General features: G+C 56.8%; 15 protein-coding genes. 2 read left to right on the top strand and 13 right to left on the bottom strand.

Going from position 1 to position 21,578, the window contains the following annotated elements:
* Positions 1–39 precede the first annotated feature (39 nt).
* The 4 genes from QN062_RS02825 to QN062_RS02840 form a co-directional block, all read right to left on the bottom strand.
* Complete coding sequence (locus tag QN062_RS02825; RefSeq protein WP_394854733.1) at positions 40–3,378, bottom strand: tetratricopeptide repeat protein; 3,339 nt, start codon at positions 3,376–3,378, stop codon at positions 40–42.
* A 318-nt stretch (positions 3,379–3,696) separates the two neighbouring features.
* Positions 3,697–4,821, bottom strand: a complete 1,125-nt coding sequence (locus QN062_RS02830) for an exo-alpha-sialidase (protein WP_369342097.1) — start codon at positions 4,819–4,821, stop codon at positions 3,697–3,699.
* A 13-nt stretch (positions 4,822–4,834) separates the two neighbouring features.
* Entirely contained in the window at positions 4,835–6,289 is a 1,455-nt protein-coding gene (locus QN062_RS02835) for an MFS transporter (RefSeq protein ID WP_369342098.1), read from the bottom strand.
* 91 nt (positions 6,290–6,380) lie between these two features.
* The gene (locus QN062_RS02840) at positions 6,381–7,244 is read right to left on the bottom strand and encodes a dihydrodipicolinate synthase family protein (RefSeq protein ID WP_369342099.1); all 864 of its coding nucleotides are present in this window, start codon (positions 7,242–7,244) and stop codon (positions 6,381–6,383) included.
* A gap of 167 nt (positions 7,245–7,411) precedes the next feature.
* Between QN062_RS02840 and QN062_RS02845 the strand changes: the two genes are divergently transcribed.
* The gene (locus tag QN062_RS02845; protein WP_369342100.1) at positions 7,412–8,479 is read left to right on the top strand and encodes a DUF4862 family protein; all 1,068 of its coding nucleotides are present in this window, start codon (positions 7,412–7,414) and stop codon (positions 8,477–8,479) included.
* Here QN062_RS02845 and QN062_RS02850 read toward each other — a convergent pair.
* Positions 8,476–9,135: a GntR family transcriptional regulator gene (locus QN062_RS02850; protein ID WP_369342101.1), complete on the bottom strand. Its 660-nt coding sequence runs from the start codon at positions 9,133–9,135 to the stop codon at positions 8,476–8,478. The genes QN062_RS02845 and QN062_RS02850 overlap by 4 nt on opposite strands.
* 577 nt (positions 9,136–9,712) lie before the next feature.
* Between QN062_RS02850 and QN062_RS02855 the strand changes: the two genes are divergently transcribed.
* The gene (locus tag QN062_RS02855; protein WP_369342102.1) at positions 9,713–12,052 is read left to right on the top strand and encodes a hypothetical protein; all 2,340 of its coding nucleotides are present in this window, start codon (positions 9,713–9,715) and stop codon (positions 12,050–12,052) included.
* 58 nt (positions 12,053–12,110) lie between these two features.
* On the opposite strand, the gene QN062_RS02860 is transcribed toward QN062_RS02855, so the two are convergent.
* From QN062_RS02860 to QN062_RS02895, 8 genes are all read right to left on the bottom strand, one after another.
* Positions 12,111–12,737, bottom strand: coding sequence for a sugar O-acetyltransferase (locus QN062_RS02860; RefSeq protein WP_369342103.1), 627 nt, complete (start codon positions 12,735–12,737; stop codon positions 12,111–12,113).
* Between the two features lie 82 nt (positions 12,738–12,819).
* Positions 12,820–14,085, bottom strand: a complete 1,266-nt coding sequence (locus QN062_RS02865) for a pyridoxal phosphate-dependent aminotransferase (RefSeq protein WP_369342104.1) — start codon at positions 14,083–14,085, stop codon at positions 12,820–12,822.
* Between the two features lie 211 nt (positions 14,086–14,296).
* The gene (ppgK, locus tag QN062_RS02870) at positions 14,297–15,058 is read right to left on the bottom strand and encodes a polyphosphate--glucose phosphotransferase (RefSeq protein WP_369342105.1); all 762 of its coding nucleotides are present in this window, start codon (positions 15,056–15,058) and stop codon (positions 14,297–14,299) included.
* A 241-nt stretch (positions 15,059–15,299) separates the two neighbouring features.
* Positions 15,300–16,283, bottom strand: a complete 984-nt coding sequence (locus QN062_RS02875) for a glycosyltransferase (RefSeq protein WP_369342106.1) — start codon at positions 16,281–16,283, stop codon at positions 15,300–15,302.
* Between the two features lie 300 nt (positions 16,284–16,583).
* A complete protein-coding gene (locus QN062_RS02880) occupies positions 16,584–17,108 on the bottom strand; it encodes an ATP-binding protein (protein WP_369342107.1) in 525 nt (174 codons plus the stop codon).
* 7 nt (positions 17,109–17,115) lie between these two features.
* Positions 17,116–17,424, bottom strand: coding sequence for an STAS domain-containing protein (locus tag QN062_RS02885; RefSeq protein ID WP_369342108.1), 309 nt, complete (start codon positions 17,422–17,424; stop codon positions 17,116–17,118).
* Complete coding sequence (locus tag QN062_RS02890; RefSeq protein WP_369342109.1) at positions 17,417–19,816, bottom strand: SpoIIE family protein phosphatase; 2,400 nt, start codon at positions 19,814–19,816, stop codon at positions 17,417–17,419. The genes QN062_RS02885 and QN062_RS02890 overlap by 8 nt, the downstream gene beginning before the upstream one ends.
* Before the next feature lie 53 nt (positions 19,817–19,869).
* Positions 19,870–21,564 carry a GH3 auxin-responsive promoter family protein gene (locus tag QN062_RS02895; RefSeq protein ID WP_369342110.1) on the bottom strand — a complete coding sequence of 565 codons (1,695 nt, stop codon included), beginning with the start codon at positions 21,562–21,564 and terminating at the stop codon, positions 19,870–19,872.
* Positions 21,565–21,578 lie beyond the last annotated feature (14 nt).

A 21,578-nucleotide genomic window follows, 5' to 3' on the forward strand; every position in this document is an offset into this window, starting at 1 on the left:
CTGCGCTGACGTCTCGAATCGCAGCCCACACGGTTCATATCACGCATTCAGCGAGCGCAGGAACTGAACCTGCACCACATCGACGCCATCGTTGTCATCATCGTTCATTCTGGCAGCCGCCACGGAGAGCGTGCGAGCCGGAACGAACATGCCTTCGTCGACGCAGACGCGCGCGGCCTTGCGAACGATTGACGATATGTCGGTGTGAGGCCAGATCGGCAGATCATGTGCTGCAAGCAGCTGCTGCGCCTCGTCTATGCTCTGGGGAACCGGAATGCACTGCGACTGCGCACGGGCAAGCAGCTCTTCGAGCTCACCCTGCAGGGTCGCTATCTTGCCTGGGCTTATATGGTCGCTCATCATGTAGGCGGCAGCTGCCACGTCGAATTCGTCACGCATCCATTCCGCGTAGGCGAACCGGTAGTATGCGAAGGCGGCATCGTCTCTGTCCAGCGCGACCCGCAAGGCGTTCAGGGTCGCTGCCCGGGCAGAATCCCAATCCTCGTTTCTCGCCAGCTGCACGGCTAGCTTGAGATGGGACAGCGGATATGCCGGAGCATACGCGACCATCGCGTTGAGATGCGGTAGCGCGGCCGTCGCTCCCTTGACCTGTGCCAGAATGTCTGCCAGTTCCATATGCGCGTAGAAGAGATTGTCGGGAATGAGCACCGTCGATTCGTTCGGAAGCGCAAAGAGACGGTTGTATACGACACGCTCCGCATAGGAGTTGAAATACCGCGGAATGCCGTCGTTATCAGCGAATTGTGCATCCAGCTTGGCAACCGCGCTCTCGACCAGTTCGATTGCCTTGTCGACCTGCCCGGAGAAGAGCATGTCCCGCCCCTTCAGACGCTGTGCATCGAGCTCATGTGCAAGGGCAAAGGCGAAGTCCGGCGTATCGACGGAGTCGATCAGGGCCTTGGTCGCCTGCGGAGCAAGCTGCGTAAGCTCTGGATCGTTGATCTGGTTGACGAGACGCATGGCCTGGCGTGCCTTGTCCACCGTTGGAATCGTCGTGTCGCCCGATATGCGATGGAACTCGTTCACGGCATTCTGCAGCAGATCCTCACGCTGGATGGACAAACCGGAGGCGTGTTGCGCTCCAAGAATTCGTGCGACCGAGGGCGAAAGCTTGGTATCGGCGAATTCCGGCTCTTCCTGTGCCCCGCGTGGGGAGAAGCGATCGTCGCGCAGATCGAAGTCCGCGTTGACTGGATTGAGTCCGCCGGCGCCATCGACATCCATGACCGCACCGAACTCCTTATAGAACGCCTTCGGCTTCGACAAGCCGTCGCGTCGCAGACGCGTGATGAAGGCATCACGATCGAATGTGACCGTCACCATGTTGCGCACCGTTGGATTCTTGCGCAGAATGTTCAACGGGTCGGACGCATCTCCATCCTGCCCTGCCGCACCGTGCGATTGGTCCTCCTGTAACGAGTCCTCCTGCAACGAGTCCTCGCTGATCGATTCGCCATCTGAGGAAGCATGCGGCGCTTCGTGCGAGCCATCGTCTGAATCCTCGTCCACTCCATTCCCGACTCCATCATTGGCATGATCTGCGGATTGCTGCTCGTCATCGCCTGCATCGCTCTCCTGACCGCCCTGGTTGTCTGCGAAGCGAGGGTTGGAGAAGCTCATTTCGTCGAAGTCGACATCCTGCATCATGCTTTGAAAAGTCTGGTTGATGGATTCGTCGGATTCGGGATTGTCGTTGATGCCACGGCGAGGGCTGCCCTGCGTCGGGTCACCATGAATGTCACCATCCTTGGGATCGGCCTTCGAACCGGAGGACTGCACCGAGCCATTCCTCATGCTTTCAAAGGCCGTCAGGGCCTGGTTCATCAGTTCCGCTATCGCAGAGTCCTGCTCTGCAACGGCTTCCTCCAACCCTATGGAATCGATGTGAAGCGAAACCCGCCGAACATGGCTATCCGCTCCGAACGCTATGGCCGCCATCATGATCCCGACTCGCATGTTATAGTCGGCACTCATCGAGGATCTTTCGGAATCGCCGATTTCGACCCAGCCCTGCTGTGTCTCGTCGAACCGACTCGAAGGCATCATCGCCTGCCCTGCGGTGGTGAATCCCAGCGCGACATCGCCACCCTTGAGATTGGATCTGAGCTCAACGTCGAAGCGATACGGAAGATGGAGCTCTCTGAGCATCGTGGACACAGCCTGTCGATAGACCCACTCCGAACCATGGGCATCCTCTGTGTTCAGCACATCACGCTGGCTGCGAGCGCGAGCTGCGGGATCGGGATATGCATCCCAGATGCGGGTGGCCACGCCTCGAGACACTTGCTCGATATGCGAGGCTGCGCCCATTGCATCGTCATGGACCGGGTCGAATCCTGCCGGAGGATAATCGTTCATCTGCAGAGCCGACAGAGCGGGATTGAGCAGAAGGGCATAATCGATCTGGGCGGCCTGGGCTCTTGTCACCGTATCTTCCGTAGGCAGGACACCCATACGCGCATTTCTTTCCAGCCATGCACTCACTGAGGAGAATCTGTTCAGATTGCCCTCTATCTTCAGCGACCGCAAGGCGGGTCCGAACGCCAGACCAGAATCCCAGGAGAAGAAATAGCACCCCGAATATGAGGAGGTGAACAGATGCAGAGGTTCGGCGCCATGAACCGCCTCAAGGCCCCCGACCGGATCGAGAGCCCCTGCCTCTCTCATGATGTCGGCAAAGTGATCTTCGAGTCCTGAAGCCCTCAGTCCCTTGGCGCGGGCCTCGATGGTATCCCTTACGGCTCGTCGTATTGCGCCTATCGGCGCCTCGCGATTGAGCCTTCTGAAGATGTTTCCCGATCCGAAGCCGATCAGGAATCCATCGAGCTGTGGGAGCATGTATGTGGTGAAGAATCCGATGGCAAGCGCATCCCGATATTCAAGGTCGAAACGCATGTCATGCGGCAGATGGGGCCGCAATTGCTCCAGCGTGTATCGGTTGCCGCTTTTCAGCCACGATGCGAGCCAGGTCATTCGGCCTGTCTGATCGCGTCCCACCATGCCTCCCTGCACTGCATGCACCGGACTTGGCTCCGCGCCCTCGGGCTCTCCGAAACGGGGGCCAAGCGGCAGAGTGACGTCACCCTCCTTGCTGAACATGAAGCTTGCATCAAGGCCGTGCGTGTCCATGTCGATGTCCGAGCCGAGGAACACGCGACCCTTGTCGTCCGCAAGGGCCACCTGGGCGAAGTGGCTGTCGTCCGGGAAGACTCCGAGCGAAAAGGCCTTTCCCCTCATGGATGGAAACTGCACCCATCCAATCGAGAGCCCACCCGGTATACCGCCCATCGCAGGCAGAATTCGCCGTTTGACCCAGGGATCGATAAGCTGCGAGCTCTTGAGCAATTCCGCCATCATGCGATTCTGCTCCGGATCGTCGCGCTGCCGTCCGTCATCGGCCTCATTGGCGCCTTCGCCATTGCGCCCGGCAACGAAATCTCCTATGCGGGCCTGCAACCGTGCGACGCCTTCCGGAATGGACAGACCATGCAACGATGTGCGCAATTCCTGCTGCATCAATCGCATGCTGCGCCGGTACTGAGCAAAGTCAAAGAAATGATTGATGTTAAAGGGCATGCTGACCATTCTTTCAATCCAACGCGACATGAAGCCCGTAGAAAAAGATGGTTCATCGCATATCCGCATGCCCCCGCCATCAGCACCATGCTCAGATTCTCATAGCCATGACTCTGTCGTCCCCTTTGATATCCTTGCCAACACAATGCCTCTTCTGTGCCATGTATAGCTGAGCAGCAGTTCTCCCGCCGCCGAAAGCACCATGGTCGGATATGAGAATTCACGCAATCCGTTCGTCACGATGCCCCGGTCGCTGGCTTGCAGCATCGAGCTTGGGCGTTGGCCCGTCTCAATCCCTACCTTTGGGACGCGTGATCCTGCAGGCATGGCGGGAATGTCTTCTCCATCCTCGACGACCTCTCGCTGATCCCAGGAAACGCCGCCGTCAGAGGATACGGAGATGACCAGTGGACATCGCGAACCCCATGATTGGCTTCCAGGATTATGGGCGATCGCGACTTTCGATCCCCACTCATCCAAGGAGACAGCGCAGAAACCGGAATTATTCTGTGGCAGCCCCACGGGCTGCGCCTCGCACCAGTTCAAGCCGCCATCCTTCGATACGGTCCTGTAGGCGCAGCCCTCAGTGCTCCTGCACAGTGCCACGAGCTCTTCAGCCGTGCCCGGGCCATTGCGCGACGACCACAGGGTGGGCTGAATTATTCCGCTTCCACGAAGCGATTCGTGATTGATCGGAACAGTGGTCAAACTCCATGTTCGCCCTCTGTCTGCGCTGATATCGAATCTGCAGTCCCAGACCGGCTCGTCATCTTCCGACTCGATCGAGTTCGGTGCCACCCACAAGCCATCTCCTGTCAGCAGAGGCGGATTCTTGACCGGCCCCCTTCCTCCGCCATCATCGCCGGGAACCAGCTCGCGTTCAGCACTCCATGTCATTCCATCATCGTCGCTGGTGATGTACCAGGTCTTCCAGTGAGAAATTCGGGGTCCGTTTTTTGCAAACAGCCATAATCTGCCATCAGGCCCATAGGAGAGCACGGGATTCCACCATGCCCCTGCATGCCCATGCAGCAGCCTCCGCGGGGTTTGCCAGTCCCCCGCAAGATGCCCGCGGGTGAACCAGATGGCATTGTCATCCGAGCCTTCGCGAGTGCCGGCAAACCAGGCAACCGATATCGCACCGCTTGCACTGGCCTGTGCAAGCGTAGATCCGTGGCACTGCTTCCATTGCTCGCCATTGCCTGAGATAATCCAGCGCTCCATGGTCCCTGGCCCGTCAGTCGTGCGTCTTTGCCGCTGAAAGGTCATTGTGGTACGTCTCCGGAGTGAGCCATAGCGAAACCGCTGTGAATACTGCGCCGAGCATCACATAGATGGCGACATAATACCAGTGCGAACCATCGGAACCTGCGAGCGCCGTGGCTATGAACGGTGTCAGGCCACCGGAAAGGATCGACGCGACTTCACGACCCGTCGCGGCTCCCGAATACCGCCTGTCAACCGGGAACAGCTCGGCGAAGAACGAGGGCTGAACCGCGTTGATGGCATTGTGTCCCAGATTCAGCACCACCACATATGCGATGACGATCAATATGAACGACTTGCTCTGCAGCGCGATGAAGAATGGGAACGCAGTGAGGAAGACGATGATCGTTCCAATCAGATACACCGGGCGTCTGCCGATGCGGTCCGACAAAGCCGCATAGAGCCCGTGGGCAGGAAATGCCAGCACTGACATAATGAGAATGGCCCAATTCAGCTCCTCCTTCGCAATCCCAAGATGCTGCGGACCATATGACAGTGCGAAGGTGCACAGCAGGAAGTAAGGGAGCGATTCGGCGAATCTCAGACCCACTATGCGAATCAGGTCTCTCCAATCCTCGACAAAGACCCTGTAGAGGGGTCCGTGGGTCTTCTCAGCGACTTTGGCCGCAGGTCGGACATCGCCCTCCACTGCCTGCGATTCTAGTGCCTGCGTGGATTCCTCGAAATTCTCGACTGTGAGCGAACGATTTCGTCCAGTTCGTTCAGTCGCCGCCTTCGCATGGGTGAATACCGGACTTTCCTCCAGCGAGCGACGCATCCACAGCCCGAGGAGCATGACGATCGCGGAGAGCCAGAACGGCACGCGCCATCCCCAGCTCAGCATCTGATCCTTCGGCAGCGTATAGACCCAGGCAAACAGGATGGTGATGATGATCTGCGATGAGAATCCCCCGGTATTTGGCCAAGCCGCCCAGAATCCTCGATGCTTCGACGGAGCGGATTCGAGAACGATGATCATCGAGCCTCCCCATTCGCCTCCAACCGCAAAACCCTGCACAAGCCGCAGTACGATCAGAAGCAATGGAGCGAACAGCCCGATGGATTCGACGGATGGGATGCATCCGACGGCGAAGGTTGCGATCCCCATGATCATCAGCGTCATGATAAGCGTCGATTTCCGACCTGCCTTGTCTCCCCTGTGCCCGAAGAACATTCCCCCAAGAGGCCGTGCGAAGAAGCCAACGGCAAATGTCGCGAACGCCGACAGTGTGGCCACGAAGGTGCTGTCATGCGCGAAAAAGACTGTCGGGAATGCGATTGCAGAAGCAGTCCCATACACAAGATAGTCGTAATACTCGAGGGTGTTGCCGATGAAGCTCGAAATCACGACTTTCGATAGATATTTTCTTCTTTGACCGCTCAGCTTCTGACTTGAACCGCTGGCGTCGATTGTTCCCTGGCTCATAGATCCTCCTTGACCTGTGGCACAACGAATTGACTTTACCAATAATGGATGCAATGAATCCCGCGACGGGGAAGAAATGCGATGACGAATCTCATTCGGAAATATGGGCGGATGCGAGAAGCTCCCTGATCTTCGCCTGCATCTGCGAATCAGGCTCGTCGATCGGCATGCGACAATTGCCGACGTTCACTCCAAGAACGGCAAGCGCATATTTGAGACGGCTGATGCTCGGTCCCAAGACGGAGACAAGCTCCTCGATCTGTCCCTGAGATTGAGCGATTCTGCTGTCATCGTCACTCTCATACGCCTTTCGCAGCTCAGCCCACGACATGGGAGCCACTCCAGAGACGCCAGAGACCGTTCCCAATCCACCGACCGCGAGGATGTGGGGAACGTCGGCATCGTTGCCGGACCACAGCTTCAGTTGCGGCGCAGCTTGACGATACTCCTCAAGTCGCGTCGACGCCGCACCGGAGAGCTTCACGCCATCGAGGCCTAATTCCTGCAATTGCGCGAGTGTCTCAGCCGCCACGTCCGTGCATGCCACATCCGGGAAGACATAGGCATAGAGCTCTCCCTCGATGCAATCGCGAAGGGCCTGATAGTAACCGACGACACCGTGCTGAGAGGCGGTGAGATAGTAAGGCGTTATTGCGGCGAAGCGTCTCGCTCCAAGATCCATCGCAGCCTGTGCGTATGCCTTGGACTGCATCACGGACGGCGCTCCAACGTGGGCGATGGTCCGGTCTGGGCCAAATACTTCCAGCGCAATCCGTATGAGCGTCCTTCGCTCCTCGAAGCTCAGCGAAGGAAATTCCGCAGTGGTGCCGACGGCAAGAACGCCATCCGAATATGGCTCTACCCTTTCAAGGAAGGCTCGGTTCATTCCTTCGTCGAGTTGTCCATCGGGCCCGAATGCAGCTATCGCCGCAGTGATGATCTCTGGCTTTCGCATGAGTTCCACTCCTTTGTGTGAATTGCGAAACAGTATTTTAGTTAACCATTGACTGTCAACTGTTAACAGTTGATAATATAATCAATTATCCAGCAGTTATCAAGTTGGATCGCCATCGCTTTCAGCAACGCATGGCAAAGATACAAGCTTCAAGGAAGAATCTGTATATGAATATTAATGCCGCCGACTTTGAGCAACCACAAGGAAATCACGAAGATGACCAGCCGATGCCAAGAATCATAGGTGCCTACGCCTTGGAAAGCGGGGATGCGGCACAGAGAAGGCGCCTCATCACGTCCATTCTCGACCACGGCCTCGGCACAGGATTCGAAGTTCCGATACTGTCGCATGACTTCGCGCAGGAGCAGGAATGGTTCTGGAATCTCATGCCGACAGCTTCGTCCCATGTGCTGACGATGGTGACCCGCACGATGGAAGAGCTGTCGAATGATCCCCGATACGGATTGGCTTCGGAGGACCCTCGGGGAAGGAATCGAGCGATTTCGGAGCTTGAGAAGGTCCAAGGGCTGGTGCAAGACATGAATGCCGGTGGCGGCCCGCATGTCGGCGCGATTGAGATACAAAGCGCTCCTCAGGCGAGTGATCCCGCAACGGCCTGCGCGCACTTCTTGCAGTCGCTCAAGGAACTTGCATCCTGGGACTGGCACGGCGCCTCTCTCTGCGTGGAGCATTGCGATGCGCTGGTCCCATGGCACGCTCCGGCAAAGGGATTCCTGTCATTGCACGACGAAATCGACATCGTGCGGAAAATCCGGTCGATGCATGTGTCCACCCGCGTCGGCATCACCCTCAACTGGGGTCGAAGCGCCATCGAATTGCGAGATGCAGACGCAGTGCAACAGCATATCCGGCAATGCCTATCCACCGACACGCTCCTGGGACTCATGTATTCAGGAACGAGCCCCGTCGCCTCTGAATTCGGACCGGCGTGGTCCGATGCGCATTGTCCGATGAGATGCCCACCGCACGACCCAGATGGGGAGTCCACTTCCCTGCTGAGCGATGAGGCAATCCATGCTTCAAGGATCCTGGCAGGTCGGGCGCCTGCGTACGAGGGAATCAAGGTATCGATGCGTCCCCTTGAATCCTCGGTCTCGTCCAAGATCGCCACAATCCAACGGTGTGCATCCGCACTCGACCTTGCCTGGGAAGACCTCCGCGACGCCAGGAACCAGAGACGCGAACTAGAGGCGCAAACCAGCGGCTCGAACTAGCGGCTCGAACTTTGCAACGCACGAATCATCCTGTTCAGCGAACCCTCGAGATGGCGATTGATCAAGGACTTCACATCGACGTTCTCGCCGGACTTCAGTGACTCAAGAATCGCGACATGGTCGTCGAACGATGGTGTCAGATCGGAGTCCTGCGCATTGGTGACCTGAAGCATGACTGAGAATATCGGCATGATCGTCGACCAGAACCCGATGATGCGAGCATTGTGGGAGCATAGAATAAGGGCGTCGTGAAAATTAAGATCCTCCAACGCATATTGGTTGAGATCACCGGATTCCAAGGCCTTGTGCATGCCCTCTATCGACTGCTCCATCCCAGTCCAGTCCGTGGTATCGAGATGAGAGATCACGTGGCTGACGGCCGACTCCTCGAAGAGCACACGCACCTCATAGATGTCCCAGACATCTTTTTCCGAGACGCCGCGAACCACGCACCCCTGACGCTTCTTTTCCAGAAGGCCTTCGCTCAGGAGACGCGCGAACGCGTCTCTGACGGGACCACGGCTGACATCGTAGCGCTCTGCGATCTCACCTTCGACGATTCTTGACCCCTGAGGAATTTCGCCATGAATGATCTGATTCCTAAGCAAGGTGACGATCTGATCGCCCAGTAGCTGCGTTCGTACAGGCCTTCCCATAAGTTCCCTCATCCCTTTCAGTCCGCAAATGCCGTCTTCCGCCAGAAACCTACCATCTCATGGAAATGCCCGGCGAATGCCCAATGACATGCCGAATGACATATTCAGCGACAAGCTCTCCCATCCAGCTTCATTCAATGAAACCATACATCCATTACCACCGCCCGCATCCGCTCCATGGCGTGGACTTGCACCGGGTCCCATTCCAGGGGATTGCGTCATCCGTACGCCATCCATGCGCCATCCATTGTGACATCCCTTGTGATATCCATGCGCCATCATGGACAGGTGAATGCCACATCGATGCCAGGCATGCATCGGGTATGCATCGGGTATGCAACCCCTGTGCATGTTCACATTGATTCACATTAGAATCGATTCTGGATATGTTTCGACACGCAAGCCGTCTCATCAAGACATCGCATAGCGAACATGGCATCCATACGTCCTGGATCATGCCATCTCATCGAGGCGGATGCCCAGAGCCGGCTGTCAGACGGCGGACGCCATGCCGATGGTTCGATTCGTCTCTGCCAGGGCATGAACCACACAAAGGTAAGGGTGGAACAATATAGTTATGGGGATGGCACCAATACCGAATTCTGGGACGAAGCGCGTTCAATGGCATCGGTTCGCGCTGCGTGCCGGCGCAATCGTGGTGGCATTGGCGGCGCTGGTGGCGCTTATCGAACTTTTCGCCTTCAACATGGGGTTCTGGCAGACGCTTTCGAACAAACCAGAGACGGTCTCACTGGGGCAGACCTCCCAGGCGGATTCCACCGGCGACGAGTCCAGCGACGCGGCTCAATCCGCACCCCATGCTGTCTCTGATCGGACAGCCCTCGCTCTGGGATCGGGACTTCGATATTCCACGGCGGACGGCACCATTCACGTCACCGATGCAACACGCTCATATATCGACATAACGCTCGACAGCGTCAATGTCTCGTATGTGAAGCTGAACTTGACCGCCCAGCAGAGCGAATCAGCAAATTCCAGCAACTTCACCGTGAGGGTCGATTCCCTATCTTCGAAGGCCGCCACATCGGCCAAGAGCACCGAAGGATGGAAGGTTTCCGGGACACACACCTTGAACGCGTCTGTTCCAAGGAGCCTGATCATGCGCGTGCCAGCCACTGCCACGCACACGGACGCTCTCAGGATATGGATTCAGGAACCCACCGGGACAAGCATCCATATCGGCTCCGTCACGATCAATCCACGAATAGGACTGTCCATCAACCCAATTCGTGTCATGCTCATGCTTGCCATCTGCGCTGCGACGATTGCACTGCTCCCCCGCTCACGACTATGGTCCGTGCCGCTCGACACCACGCGCAACGCGCAACGCTGGGCAATCCGAATAGCCATTGCGGCGATTGCGATAGTAGGCGCCTGCTCGACCATCTCCTCCATCGCGACCTATCAGTTCGAACAATTCCATAATCCGGGCGGATACACCTATGACTACAACCAATACGCCCATCTTGCCGACGCGCTCCTTCATGGTCGACCGTGGCTTGACCTCGAGGTTCCCAAGGCATTCGCACATGCTGCGAACCCATACGATGTCGCGGTCCGAGAGCAGCTGCTGAATCATGGCGTGACCCCGATATATTGGGACTATGCTTTCTATGACGGCCATTGGTACTCATACTTTGGCGTAATCCCAGCCGTTCTTCTATACATGCCCTATCAGGCGGCAACGTCGCTGTGGACGACGGGGGGGCTCATGCTTCCGACGCCTGCGGCCATGAGCATCCTCACCGCGCTCGCCATGATTTTTGCCATGCTTCTGGTGATACGAATATTGAAGCGCTACTTTTCCGGAATCTCGGTCGGGGCAACGCTCATCTGCATCATCGTGATGCTGTGTGCAAGCAACATGCCGTATCTTTCCAGCTCGGGAATGTTCTACACCATACCCTTCGCATCCTCGCTGGTCTTCACGTTCATGGGACTTTGGCTATGGCTCGGAAGTCGAAAGTCAGGCAACGAGCGGCACACCGCGGACCCAGCCGTGGATGCATCCGCCTTGGCATCGACCGATCCATCAGCCACATCGCTTCAGAATCGGCTTTCCTATCCACATATCATCGCCGGGTCGTTCTGCATGGCGGCGAATCTGGGATGCCGGCCGACTTTCATCCTCGCGGCACTGCTTGCCGTCCCGATCTTCGGAGGAGACGCGATGCGTTTCCTGCGAGCACGCCGCAGACGGCTCCTGGCCAAGACGATCGCCGCTGGAACCGTGCCCGCAGCCATCGTGTTCATTCCATTGCTTGCCTACAATTACTGGCGTTTCGGCAGCCTCACCGATTTTGGCAACGACTATCAGATCACCGTCACCAATATGACGCAATACAAGGCGCCGCTTTCAACAATATTGCCGATAATCGGCTATTTCTTCGGACTGCCACCCAACTTCACCAATCACTTCCCATGGGTTGACTACGCGGCAGTGCCTCTCGATTCATGGCAATATGCAGAACCTGCGCTGTCAGGTCTTTTCTTCATCGCACCGGTGCTGCTTCTTATGCTTGCGCTTCCATTCCTGTCCAGACGTCTGCATTCTCGAAGGCTTCTGTGGCTGGCCGTCTGCATGTTCGGGCTGGGAATCGCGCTGCTGCTCTTCGATGCATACAAGGCGGGATTCGCGTGGCGATACATGCTCGACTTCTCTTGGCTGTTCTCCCTGGTGACGATCATATGCACCGCAGAGATGCTTGCACCTTCATCGCCATTGGTCGAGTCACGGCAGCTCTCGCACCGATCCATTCGTTTCAGACTCGTTCAGCATGCCGTGATCGTTCTCACAGCGCTGACCATAGTCATGAATGTGCTCGGCATCCTGCTGCTTTGGGAACGCAACGACCCTGCTCTGTCGCTGTCCATCGCCCAGTGGTTCATCCTCTAGGTCGCTGCCACTCAGCTTTTGGGCACTGCCGTCAGTGTCTCAGGTGTGACGGGAAATCCTAGCGCTCACGAACTCGCTTCGGCATCTGCATCGCATCGCTGTCATCTATGCCTCGAATCACCTTGCACGGGACTCCCGCGGCGAAGCTGTTGGCTGGAATGTCATGCGTGACGACAGAGCCCGCACCGATGACGCTTCCCTCGCCGATGGTGACGCCTCCGGTGACCGTCACGTTCGTTGCAAGCCAGCAATTGTCCTCGATGGTGATGGGAGCTCCATATTCATAGTCGAATTCATCTCCATCCGCGCTCTCTCGTATGTTGCGGTCCTGCCATCGCAGGGGATGAACCGGGGTCACCACCGAAACGTGCGGGCCGAACATCACGTTGTCGCCGATGTGCACCGGGCAGACATCAAGGATCGTGAGATCGAAGTTGGCATAGAATCGTTTGCCGATCGTGATGAAATCACCGTAGTCGACATAGATCGGACCGGCAACATAGCCTGAACCGGCCATATGCGGCAGCAACTCTGCGATGAGGTCGGCCCGCTCCTTCGTATCGGACTCGGGAGTCCTGCTGTATCGTTCGCACAGCGCATGCGCTCGATCCCGCATCTGTGACAGATGCGGGTCTGCGGCATTGTAGAGTTCCCCGGCAATCATGAATTCAAGCTCAGTGGTCATATCGTTTTCCCTTTCCTAAGTGCCATTCGATGGATGGCGGCGGTTCGATGGTGAGGTCGTGTCCGACCGTGTCTGCCGGAGCCTATGCGTCCAGCAGCTCGTCAATCTGTGACAGCACTGCCCTTACCTGCCGCTCAAAGACAGATGGCTGCGGCAGCAGGGAGATGGCCAGCACTCCGTTGAAGGGCATGTCGAAGTAGTATCCAGGCTGGGCGCTCAGACAGTGCTCATGCAGGAGAGAGAGCACCAGCAGATCCTCATCGATGACCGATGGCAATCTCAGCAGCACATTCCAGCCAGCCTGCGCTGGAAGGACATCCGCGACTCCGCTTGGATTCTCGGCGACGATTTCCAGCAGCCGAGCGTAGTTGTCTCTCGTCCGCTCCCTGACCTTGTCCAACTGCGTATCGGCCTGCTTCATGAGCTGTGGGATCTCACGCGCGATGATATCGCTCATCGGCAGATAGTCGTCGGCTATGGTGTCAAGTCGGGCACATGCCTCATTCGTCTCGCTCTGCGGTCCTGAGACGCGGATCCAGCCGACCTTGGCGTGAGACGCCGCCAGCAGCTTCGAAAAACCGTCCAGCGCGAAGGTCAGAACCCGCGATTCTCCTGCGAAGCGTCGTCCCGTCTGACTTGCCTGACCTTGCTGACCTTGCTGATCTGGCTGATCTGAATGGCCTGGATAGCCATGGCTCCGGGCATCATCGGCATCGTCCTGCTGCAAGGAATATTCGAAGAAGACCTCATCTGCGATGATTGCCAGATCATATGCCTCGCATATGCCGACAAGCCGTTCCCTCTCCCAACCCTGAACGTATGAAGCTGTCGGATTGTTTGGGTTGATGACGACTATCGCGCGAATGCGCCGCGAAACATCCTGCTTCAGCATCTCCTCGATCGCCGCGATGTCGATCGTCCATGAACCATCGAAACGCAGCGGGTAGCTTATGGACTGCACGCATTCGAGCCGTGCGATCGAATCGACCAGCGGATACCCCGGCTTTGGCACCAGAATCGCCTCGTTCGCGTCGCAGAGCAGTTTCATGAGCCATGAATATGCCTGAGATGTGGAACTGAGCACATAGAGCCCATCCAAGCAGCTGCCTGAGGAGCCGTCGCCCGTGCCCTCATGACGTGAGATGAAGGAGGCTATGGCCTCCCGAGCCTCAAGCGGACCTCGCGGATCGGCATGGTAGGGTCCCGGCAGGATTTCCGGCGCGAGACCATGAATCGTCGGATTCGCATCGTTGAGCTTCGAGAAGCGCTTTCCCTTACCGCGCTCCTCCTGCTCCTCACGGGCGATCGGATTCAACGAACCATATTCCACACGAGAAGAGAAATGCATGCTTGCGACTATCCCCCAAATGCTCGACACTCACATATTCCGCATTGCAGTCTCACAGAACGGCGCATGCGGTGCAAACCCGAGAACGACATCCTTGCAGGCCCCTTCGCCGATAACCAGGACAGATAACCCGCACAGACAGCCTGCACCAACAGTAAGGCGTGTGCCCATGCCAAAACCGTCAACATGAACACACGCCCGAAGGCCGCAATCAGTCCTGATGGATCAGTGCGTGATAGGCGGCACCGACGATGCCCGCCTGATTGCGCAGCGTGGCTGGAACGATTGGCGTCTCAATCTCGATCAGAGGGATGAAGCGGTCGCTCATGCGGCTCACGCCACCGCCGACGACGAAGAGATCGGGATTGAAATAGGTTTCCAGCATGTGATAATACTTCGTCAGACGCTTTGCCCACTTCTTGTAGCCAAGGTTCTGGTTTTCACGAACTGATGCGGCGGCATAATGCTCGGCATCGTCGCCCTTGAGCGTCAGATGCCCGAGCTCGCTGTTCGGTATCAGCACCCCGTCATAGATCATCGCCGATCCGATTCCGGTGCCGAGGGTGGTTGCAATGACGAATCCCTTCTCACCCTTCGCCGCACCGAACTGGACTTCCGCAAGGCCTGCGGCATCGGCGTCGTTGACGACATCGACGTTTCGCCCGACCGACTCGCTGAATGCCTGCTGCACGTCGACGCCAAGCCAGGACTTGTCGAGGTTTGCCATGAAGTTAAGCGCCTTGCCGGGGCGAATCGGCGCTGGGAACGCGATGCCGACAGGCATGCTGTCTGGGACTTCGAAGCGGTCGAGCATTTCCTTGACGACCTTGCCCACCGCATCGGGAGTCGAGACTTCTGGAGTCAGAATCTTTTGACGTGGCTCGGCGATATCTCCGAGCTTCATGTCGACAGGGGCTCCCTTGATCCCAGATCCGCCAATATCTATGCCAAAGGCCTGCGCCGTCTCAATCATCTTCGATCTCCTTGTATCAAACGTGCCCTCAGCGCAACCGCCATCACTGCAATTCGCGCTGCCTGCTGTTCCATTAAGCATTCAAGCTATGCAAACGATAGCATTCATCAATCGTTCCAATCACCTGATGGCCATAACTGTAACGAGCCGTAAAGACAGGCAGGACGTGCCACTCGCAGCGACACGTCAAGATCGGAACTGAAGGAAAGCAAACGTTTTCATATCAATCCAATGCAACTGCCTATTTCAACGGAGGCATCGGCTTCCACGATGGATCATGAAGCAAGGCTCGCGATTCCCACCAGCCGCCGACAAGCGCACGGATGCCTGTCATGAGATGGCTGCGATCGACCGCTATCAGCCTTATCATTTCCTTTGCAAACGTCGCCAGCGTCCCCAAGGAGAACATCAGTGGACGATAGTCGCCATGCTGCATGAAATAGCGAGCCATGAAAGCCCTGTTCCGCATGATGTAGTGACGGTTCATGTCCGACGTCGAATTGAGCTGACGCACGCCCGCGATGTCCCAGTTGGAAATTTCACGGGTACGCCTCATCACCATGTCAGGAATGACTATCGGCGTGGTGACCTTGCTTGCCAGATATCCATACAGGGTATCGTCCCAATAGATGAAGAATCGCGGATCGGGAAAACCGATTTTCTCGACGACGCCTCGAGATATCAATCCCCCCTCGAAGCACATCGTGTTCATGACCTTGTAGCCGGCGTATCCGAATCCAGCAGGGGCGATCGGATCGGGAATTCCCAGAGACACGAGGAAATGATACTGCCAATAGAATGGACCCCCATCGTAGTCGAGACGGGAACCCTGAATCACCTCGTGAGAGCCAGACCATCGTTCAAGACGGTCAAGCCCTTCGGGCAGCACCGCAACGTCGTCATCCATCACCCAGAACCACTGTGCTCCAAGCTCATATGCCTTGCGAACGCCCGCCGAGAAACCACCGGAACCACCAGCATTGTGATCCATCGGCACATATGCCACGCGGGAGTCATTGCCGCTGGCATCTGGAATCGTCTTTCCCCACTGACGCGTCACATCCTCACTGAACTGCTCGACCATGCGTGCGGTCTCGGGAGAGTGCTCATTATCGACGACGACGATGCGCCAGGGTGCCTGCGTCAGACCTTTGATGGACTCGAACAGCACCCCCAAAAGTTGTTGACGCTTGAACGTGACTACAACCATTGCAACTTTTTCCATGGTTTCTATTCTTGCACTAGCGACGCGACAACTCAAAGAAGGGCATCAAAATGGCGCTGCGAAGAGCTTTCGCCTTCGCAGCGCCAACCATATTCGTCTTGCTCACTTCACACATTCCCGATTCAAAGGAAATGACGACCTGAAATCATCATTGCCACATCGTGGAGTGGTTCACAGCGGCAACCTCGGAATCGGAGGAATGCCAGTGACTGCGTGAGAAGCATGGACGTCAATTCTCAGTGCCATGATGTCTCCTTTCATATTTTCATCAACATGGAAGTTGATGACACCACACAGACATTATACACTATGTATGCATTGCAATCGCCTGCCGGAACTCTTTTCGACATAGACGACGTTGCCGCTCCCGACCCGCTCATAGATCATCACATCCATCATCCGCTGAATCAGGAATATTCCCAGCCCTCCGACTGGGCGATCCTCCGGTTTGGCATTGATATCGACCGGTCTGCGCGACGTCGGGTCGAACGCTTTGCCATGGTCATGGAACCACAGTGCATAACGTAGCCCATGTTCAAGTTCCGCGCATTGTATCGTGACCGTGCAATCATGATCGCCACCCTCGTCGTTTGCACCCTGCGCATATGTGCAGTCAGGACGCCGCGAATCGGCACCACGATAGGCGTAGAGCGCAATGTTGACGAAGATCTCCTCGACGCAGAGCAGCAGCGATGCGGCGACTTCCTGCGGACAGCCGACATCGTCAAGAAACTCCCTCACGAACATCGTCGCGTCGGACAGTCGGGCATGGTCCGCAGGGAATATGCGCTCAGAACCCATGGGAAAGTCTTCGAAGACTGGCATGTCCGTCTCATTCGATGCTGAGAAAATCAGAGAACCCGACCATCTCGATGATGTTGAGCACATCGGCGTTGAGATTGCGTAACGACAGGCTGGCATCCAGACCCTTCGTCTTCTTGTAGGCCAGCAGCAGGACTCGCAATCCTGCACTGCTGATGTATTCCAGATTCGTGCAGTCAAACACCATGTCCCTGCCCTCTTGGAATTCGGACTGCATGCTTTCCTCGAAGGCGGGGCTCGTATTGGTGTCCAATCTACCATTGAGGTTTACGACAAGCCTTCGCCCCTCGGCGATATGGGTTGAGTTGAAGTCATTCATGCATTTCTCCTTGGTTTGTGTGTGTACTGATTCGTCTTGCCTGTCTCATTGAGTTCAGATCGCCGTCGCTTTCCCCATGCACGGGCGGAGTCGTGCTGGAAGTCATGCTCGAAGTCATGACCGAAGGAATGACCGAAGTCATGTCGGTCTGCTTGCGTTCACCCAATCTGCGCGCGTCCTCCGCACAGGAGGCATCGCATGCCACGAACTGAAGTGCCAGGACTGTCAGGTCATCGGTCTGCTCTGCCGAACCGGCGAACGCAAAGACCTGGCTCTTCAACTCAGGCAGCAGCCTCTCGAACTGCGACTGGGGCACGTTTGAAACCGCGTGAATCAGCCGCTCCTCCCCGAACAGCTCATGCCTCTCATTGGCCATCTCCGTCACGCCATCGGTATACAGCAAGATCTCATCGCCACGGCTGAGCGATGTCACCAGCTCCCTGTATCTGATTCCCTCCAATCCAGCCAGAACCATGCCCGGAAGCATCGGAAGCAGTTCGAATCCTGCATCCGATCGGCGAATCAGAGGAGGGGTGTGTCCTGCGTTGGCGTATCGGAAGCGCCCAGTCGAGATGGTGAGATATCCGATGAAGACCGTGACGAACATTGAGGCGGAATTGCTTTCGCACAGCAGCTTATTCGCAGAGCTCAGCGCCTCCCCCGGACCCATGCCGCCCATGGCATTATGCTTGATCACCGTCTTCGATATGGCCATGAACAGGGCCGCAGGCACGCCTTTCCCAGAGACATCGGCCATGATCACCACAAGCGTGTCATCATCGATCAGAAAGAAGTCATAGAAATCGCCGCCCACTTCCTTCGCAGCCTGCATTGACGCAACGAGTCGGAATTCGTGCCGCTCCGGGAACGGAGACGACGCCTGAGGCAGCATGGCGTTCTGGATGCGCGTCGCAATCGAGAGCTCCGCACCTATCCGTTCACGCTCAGCCGTGACTTTGTTCAGATTCCGAATATGCTCCTTCAGCTCACGTGACATGGAGCTGACCGAGGCGCCCAGATCCTCGATCTCGTCGCTGGTGTCGATCGCAATGACCGTATCGAGATTCCCAGATGCAATCTCACTGACTCTTTGCCGCAGGAGCGTGATCGGAGCGGTCAGTGCGTGTGCGAATCGTCTGGAGAGCAGAGCGACAAGAACGATGATCGTGAATGCGGCCACGACAAGGGCAGCCACCATGACACTGATGGCTTGGGTTATCGCATGGTGGGCCTGCGTCTGCATGGCCTCGATGGAGCGTTCACCCAAGCGAATGGGCTCCATGACTTTCTCGACAGATTGCACGACAGCCAAGTTCCAATCGAGGTTCTCGAGCGGAGCGAATGCGACGTATACGTCCTCCCCATCGAGCGCGACCTGTCTGACTCCTTGCTTGTCATCCATCATGGCCTCTGCAAGCTCCCTCAGCTTCGAATCAGAGGATTCAGCCAGATTTCCAGGCTTCTCAGCATTCCCGGCTTCGCCGTCCAACGGCGTATCGGATGAGCCGACCTCGGAGTCCTCGTCGATCAGCGCGCCTTGGGAATTGAGCAGGAAGATAGACGTGTTCTCCGTCAACTCGGCGATGCCTGAGATATCACTGAAACGGGAGAGCTTCAGATCAATGGCACCGACGCCATCCAGACTTCCATCCTTCGCATAGAAGGGAACCGAGCATGTTATGACGAAGCCCCTGCCAGCCGTGTCCTCGTATATCTCGCTCCATGCCAAGTCTTCTGCCTCGACGGCGGCCCTGTACCATGGTCGCTGCTTCGCATTCAGACTACCGCTGGCATGCAGGCCGGAATCCGAATCGGCAATGATCGTGGAACCTGACTCAAGGGAAACGTACGCAGACAGTACGTCCGGGCCGTTCTGTGCGATTGCGAGCATGATCGAGCCAAGGTTGCCGAAACGTGCCGAATCCCTCCGAGCTTCTTCGATGCTTGTTCGATCATCATGCAGCAGCTGCATCACCAGTCTCCCATCATTGCTCGATTCGGGCGGCTCGACGGGAAACTGTGGATAGACTTCTGGATATCGCAGAATCCTTTCAGATTCGTCGACCAGCATGTACGCGAAGTAATCGATGAGATAGATGTGCTCGTCGAGCAGCGATGCCTTTGCACGGGCTTCCTGGCTCAATTCGTCGAGCGCCTGTTTTTCAAGGGATTTCCTGCTTCCCTCGGACATCTGGCCTGTCAGATTGGTGCTGATCCTGGACATGGAGGCGCGCAGAAGAAACAGCCCCGAAACCGAGATGATCGCTGTGGCCAGAACCGCTATCAGCGTTATCCGTAGCGCAAGCCGAAACACCTTCGCTTCGATGCCACGCCGGAGTCGAACAGCGTAGGCAGCGAGGCTGAAGCGCTTCCTGATGTCTCTCCCCGTCATGTTTCACGTCACCTCGGCAATCGTCGTCGCGCGAGCAATCATTTCGAAGATGGTCATTCAGCATCGACAAGAGCGAAGAAGAATCGCTCCTTGCCCGGAGTGTCAATGACCCGAACAGGCTTGAGCTGGTTCTCCGATGTGCCACGCAGCACCATCAGATCGCGATACAGATAGTAGGTCTCCTGCTGCACGAAGCGTATGTCCATCGCACCGAGCACGCCATCCCTGACCTTGCTGCCGAAGGATGGGTTCGCCACCGACAGCTTGCCTTCGATCAGACTGCGATACTCTGCGTGCCTTTCAATATCCACATGCCTGTCGGCTTCCATGAACAGCACGTACCGCCCAGGCGTCGCATCGATGTCGGCGTAGATGCTGTAGTCGGCGATGGCATGCCCGCTCGCCTTCTCGAACTCGCCCACCGTCCATGCGATGCTTGCCTCATTGGTCTTCTCTCCCGCGATGCTCACCATCTGCTTCTTCCTATAGACGAAGCAGACCTTGGGCGTCTGACCGGCATATCCCGTCACCCGCAGCACGTCACCGATTCGATAGCGATAGAAACCGGATAGGTTGGTAAGAACGATCTCATAGTCCCTGCCCACCTCCAGCTCGTCCAGATTCAACGTTTCCGTAGGACTGTCTTCGTCGGCAGGAATGAATTCATAGAATCCGCTCTCGGGCAGCAGCATATATTCCGCACGCTCCATCTCAGTGGCGACGGCCATCAACGATTCCGAAGCGGCATAGGTGCCAAGGTAGAAGGGAATTGAGCCCGTGTACCTTCGCATCTTCTCGGTGTAGGCCTGGAATCCGCCACCCCCGATTGCGCCCACATATTCGAGATGTGGCCATATGCGAGGAACGATCGCTTCGTCAAAGCCACGCTCGAATTCACGCCGCAGCGATTCCGCCCTCGCCGGATCGGGTTCCAGACTTGTCTGCAATTCCTTGCGCAATGCATCAGGCATGCTTATCGAAGGATTGACCACGCCAGCCGCAATGTCTCTGACCAGCATCTCCCAGTTGACTTCGAGATAGTGCATCAGATCGACCAACGCGGTCATGAAGGGCGCGTTCATGGCGGCAAGCCCCTCCTCCTTGAGACCGAAGAACAGCCGCAGGTATTTCATGTTGATGTTGCCCGGAGGCGGGAAGAACACCGAGGAAGGGACCACACTTATGTAGTCGAGCAGCGGCTTGAGCTTGCCATAGACTGCGGACGACACCGCACCGCGGCTTGTGCCGTCTTCGACCGTGTCATCATGCGCCACCGCTGCGATCAGTATTCTGCCGCCATGAACAGGCCGTTGCTGGGTCTGCGTCACATGGTTGAAGGGGACGGTCGAGGACACATGACCTGCAAAGCGTTCATATATTCCCATCGTCTCCTCTGACACGGGTATGTTCTTGGGATTGTCGACGCTTCCGGAAGTCACGGCATAGCGAACGATCGGATAGCTGGTTATCAGGTTCCTTTCACCCTTGACCATCCGTTCGATATAGGGCGCATAATCGTCATATGTGGACAGCGGAACCTTCGATTTGAACTCCTCGACCGAATGAATGTCGCCGAAGCCAAGGCTCTTGCCATATTCCGTGTCTGCATTGTCGCGGATCACGCGCATCAGCAACGCTTCGCTCACCGACTTGGCCTGTTCTGAGCGTTCGGAGAGCTCCTTCAATGCGGCGTTGCCGCTGCTGAGAATGTTCTGGTTCACTTCCTGCAGGATTTGTGCGATGTCCATATGAGTTCCCTTTC

It is taken from the genome of Bifidobacterium sp. WK012_4_13 (genome assembly GCF_041080835.1).
GTDB classification, from domain to species: domain Bacteria; phylum Actinomycetota; class Actinomycetes; order Actinomycetales; family Bifidobacteriaceae; genus Bombiscardovia; species Bombiscardovia fermentum.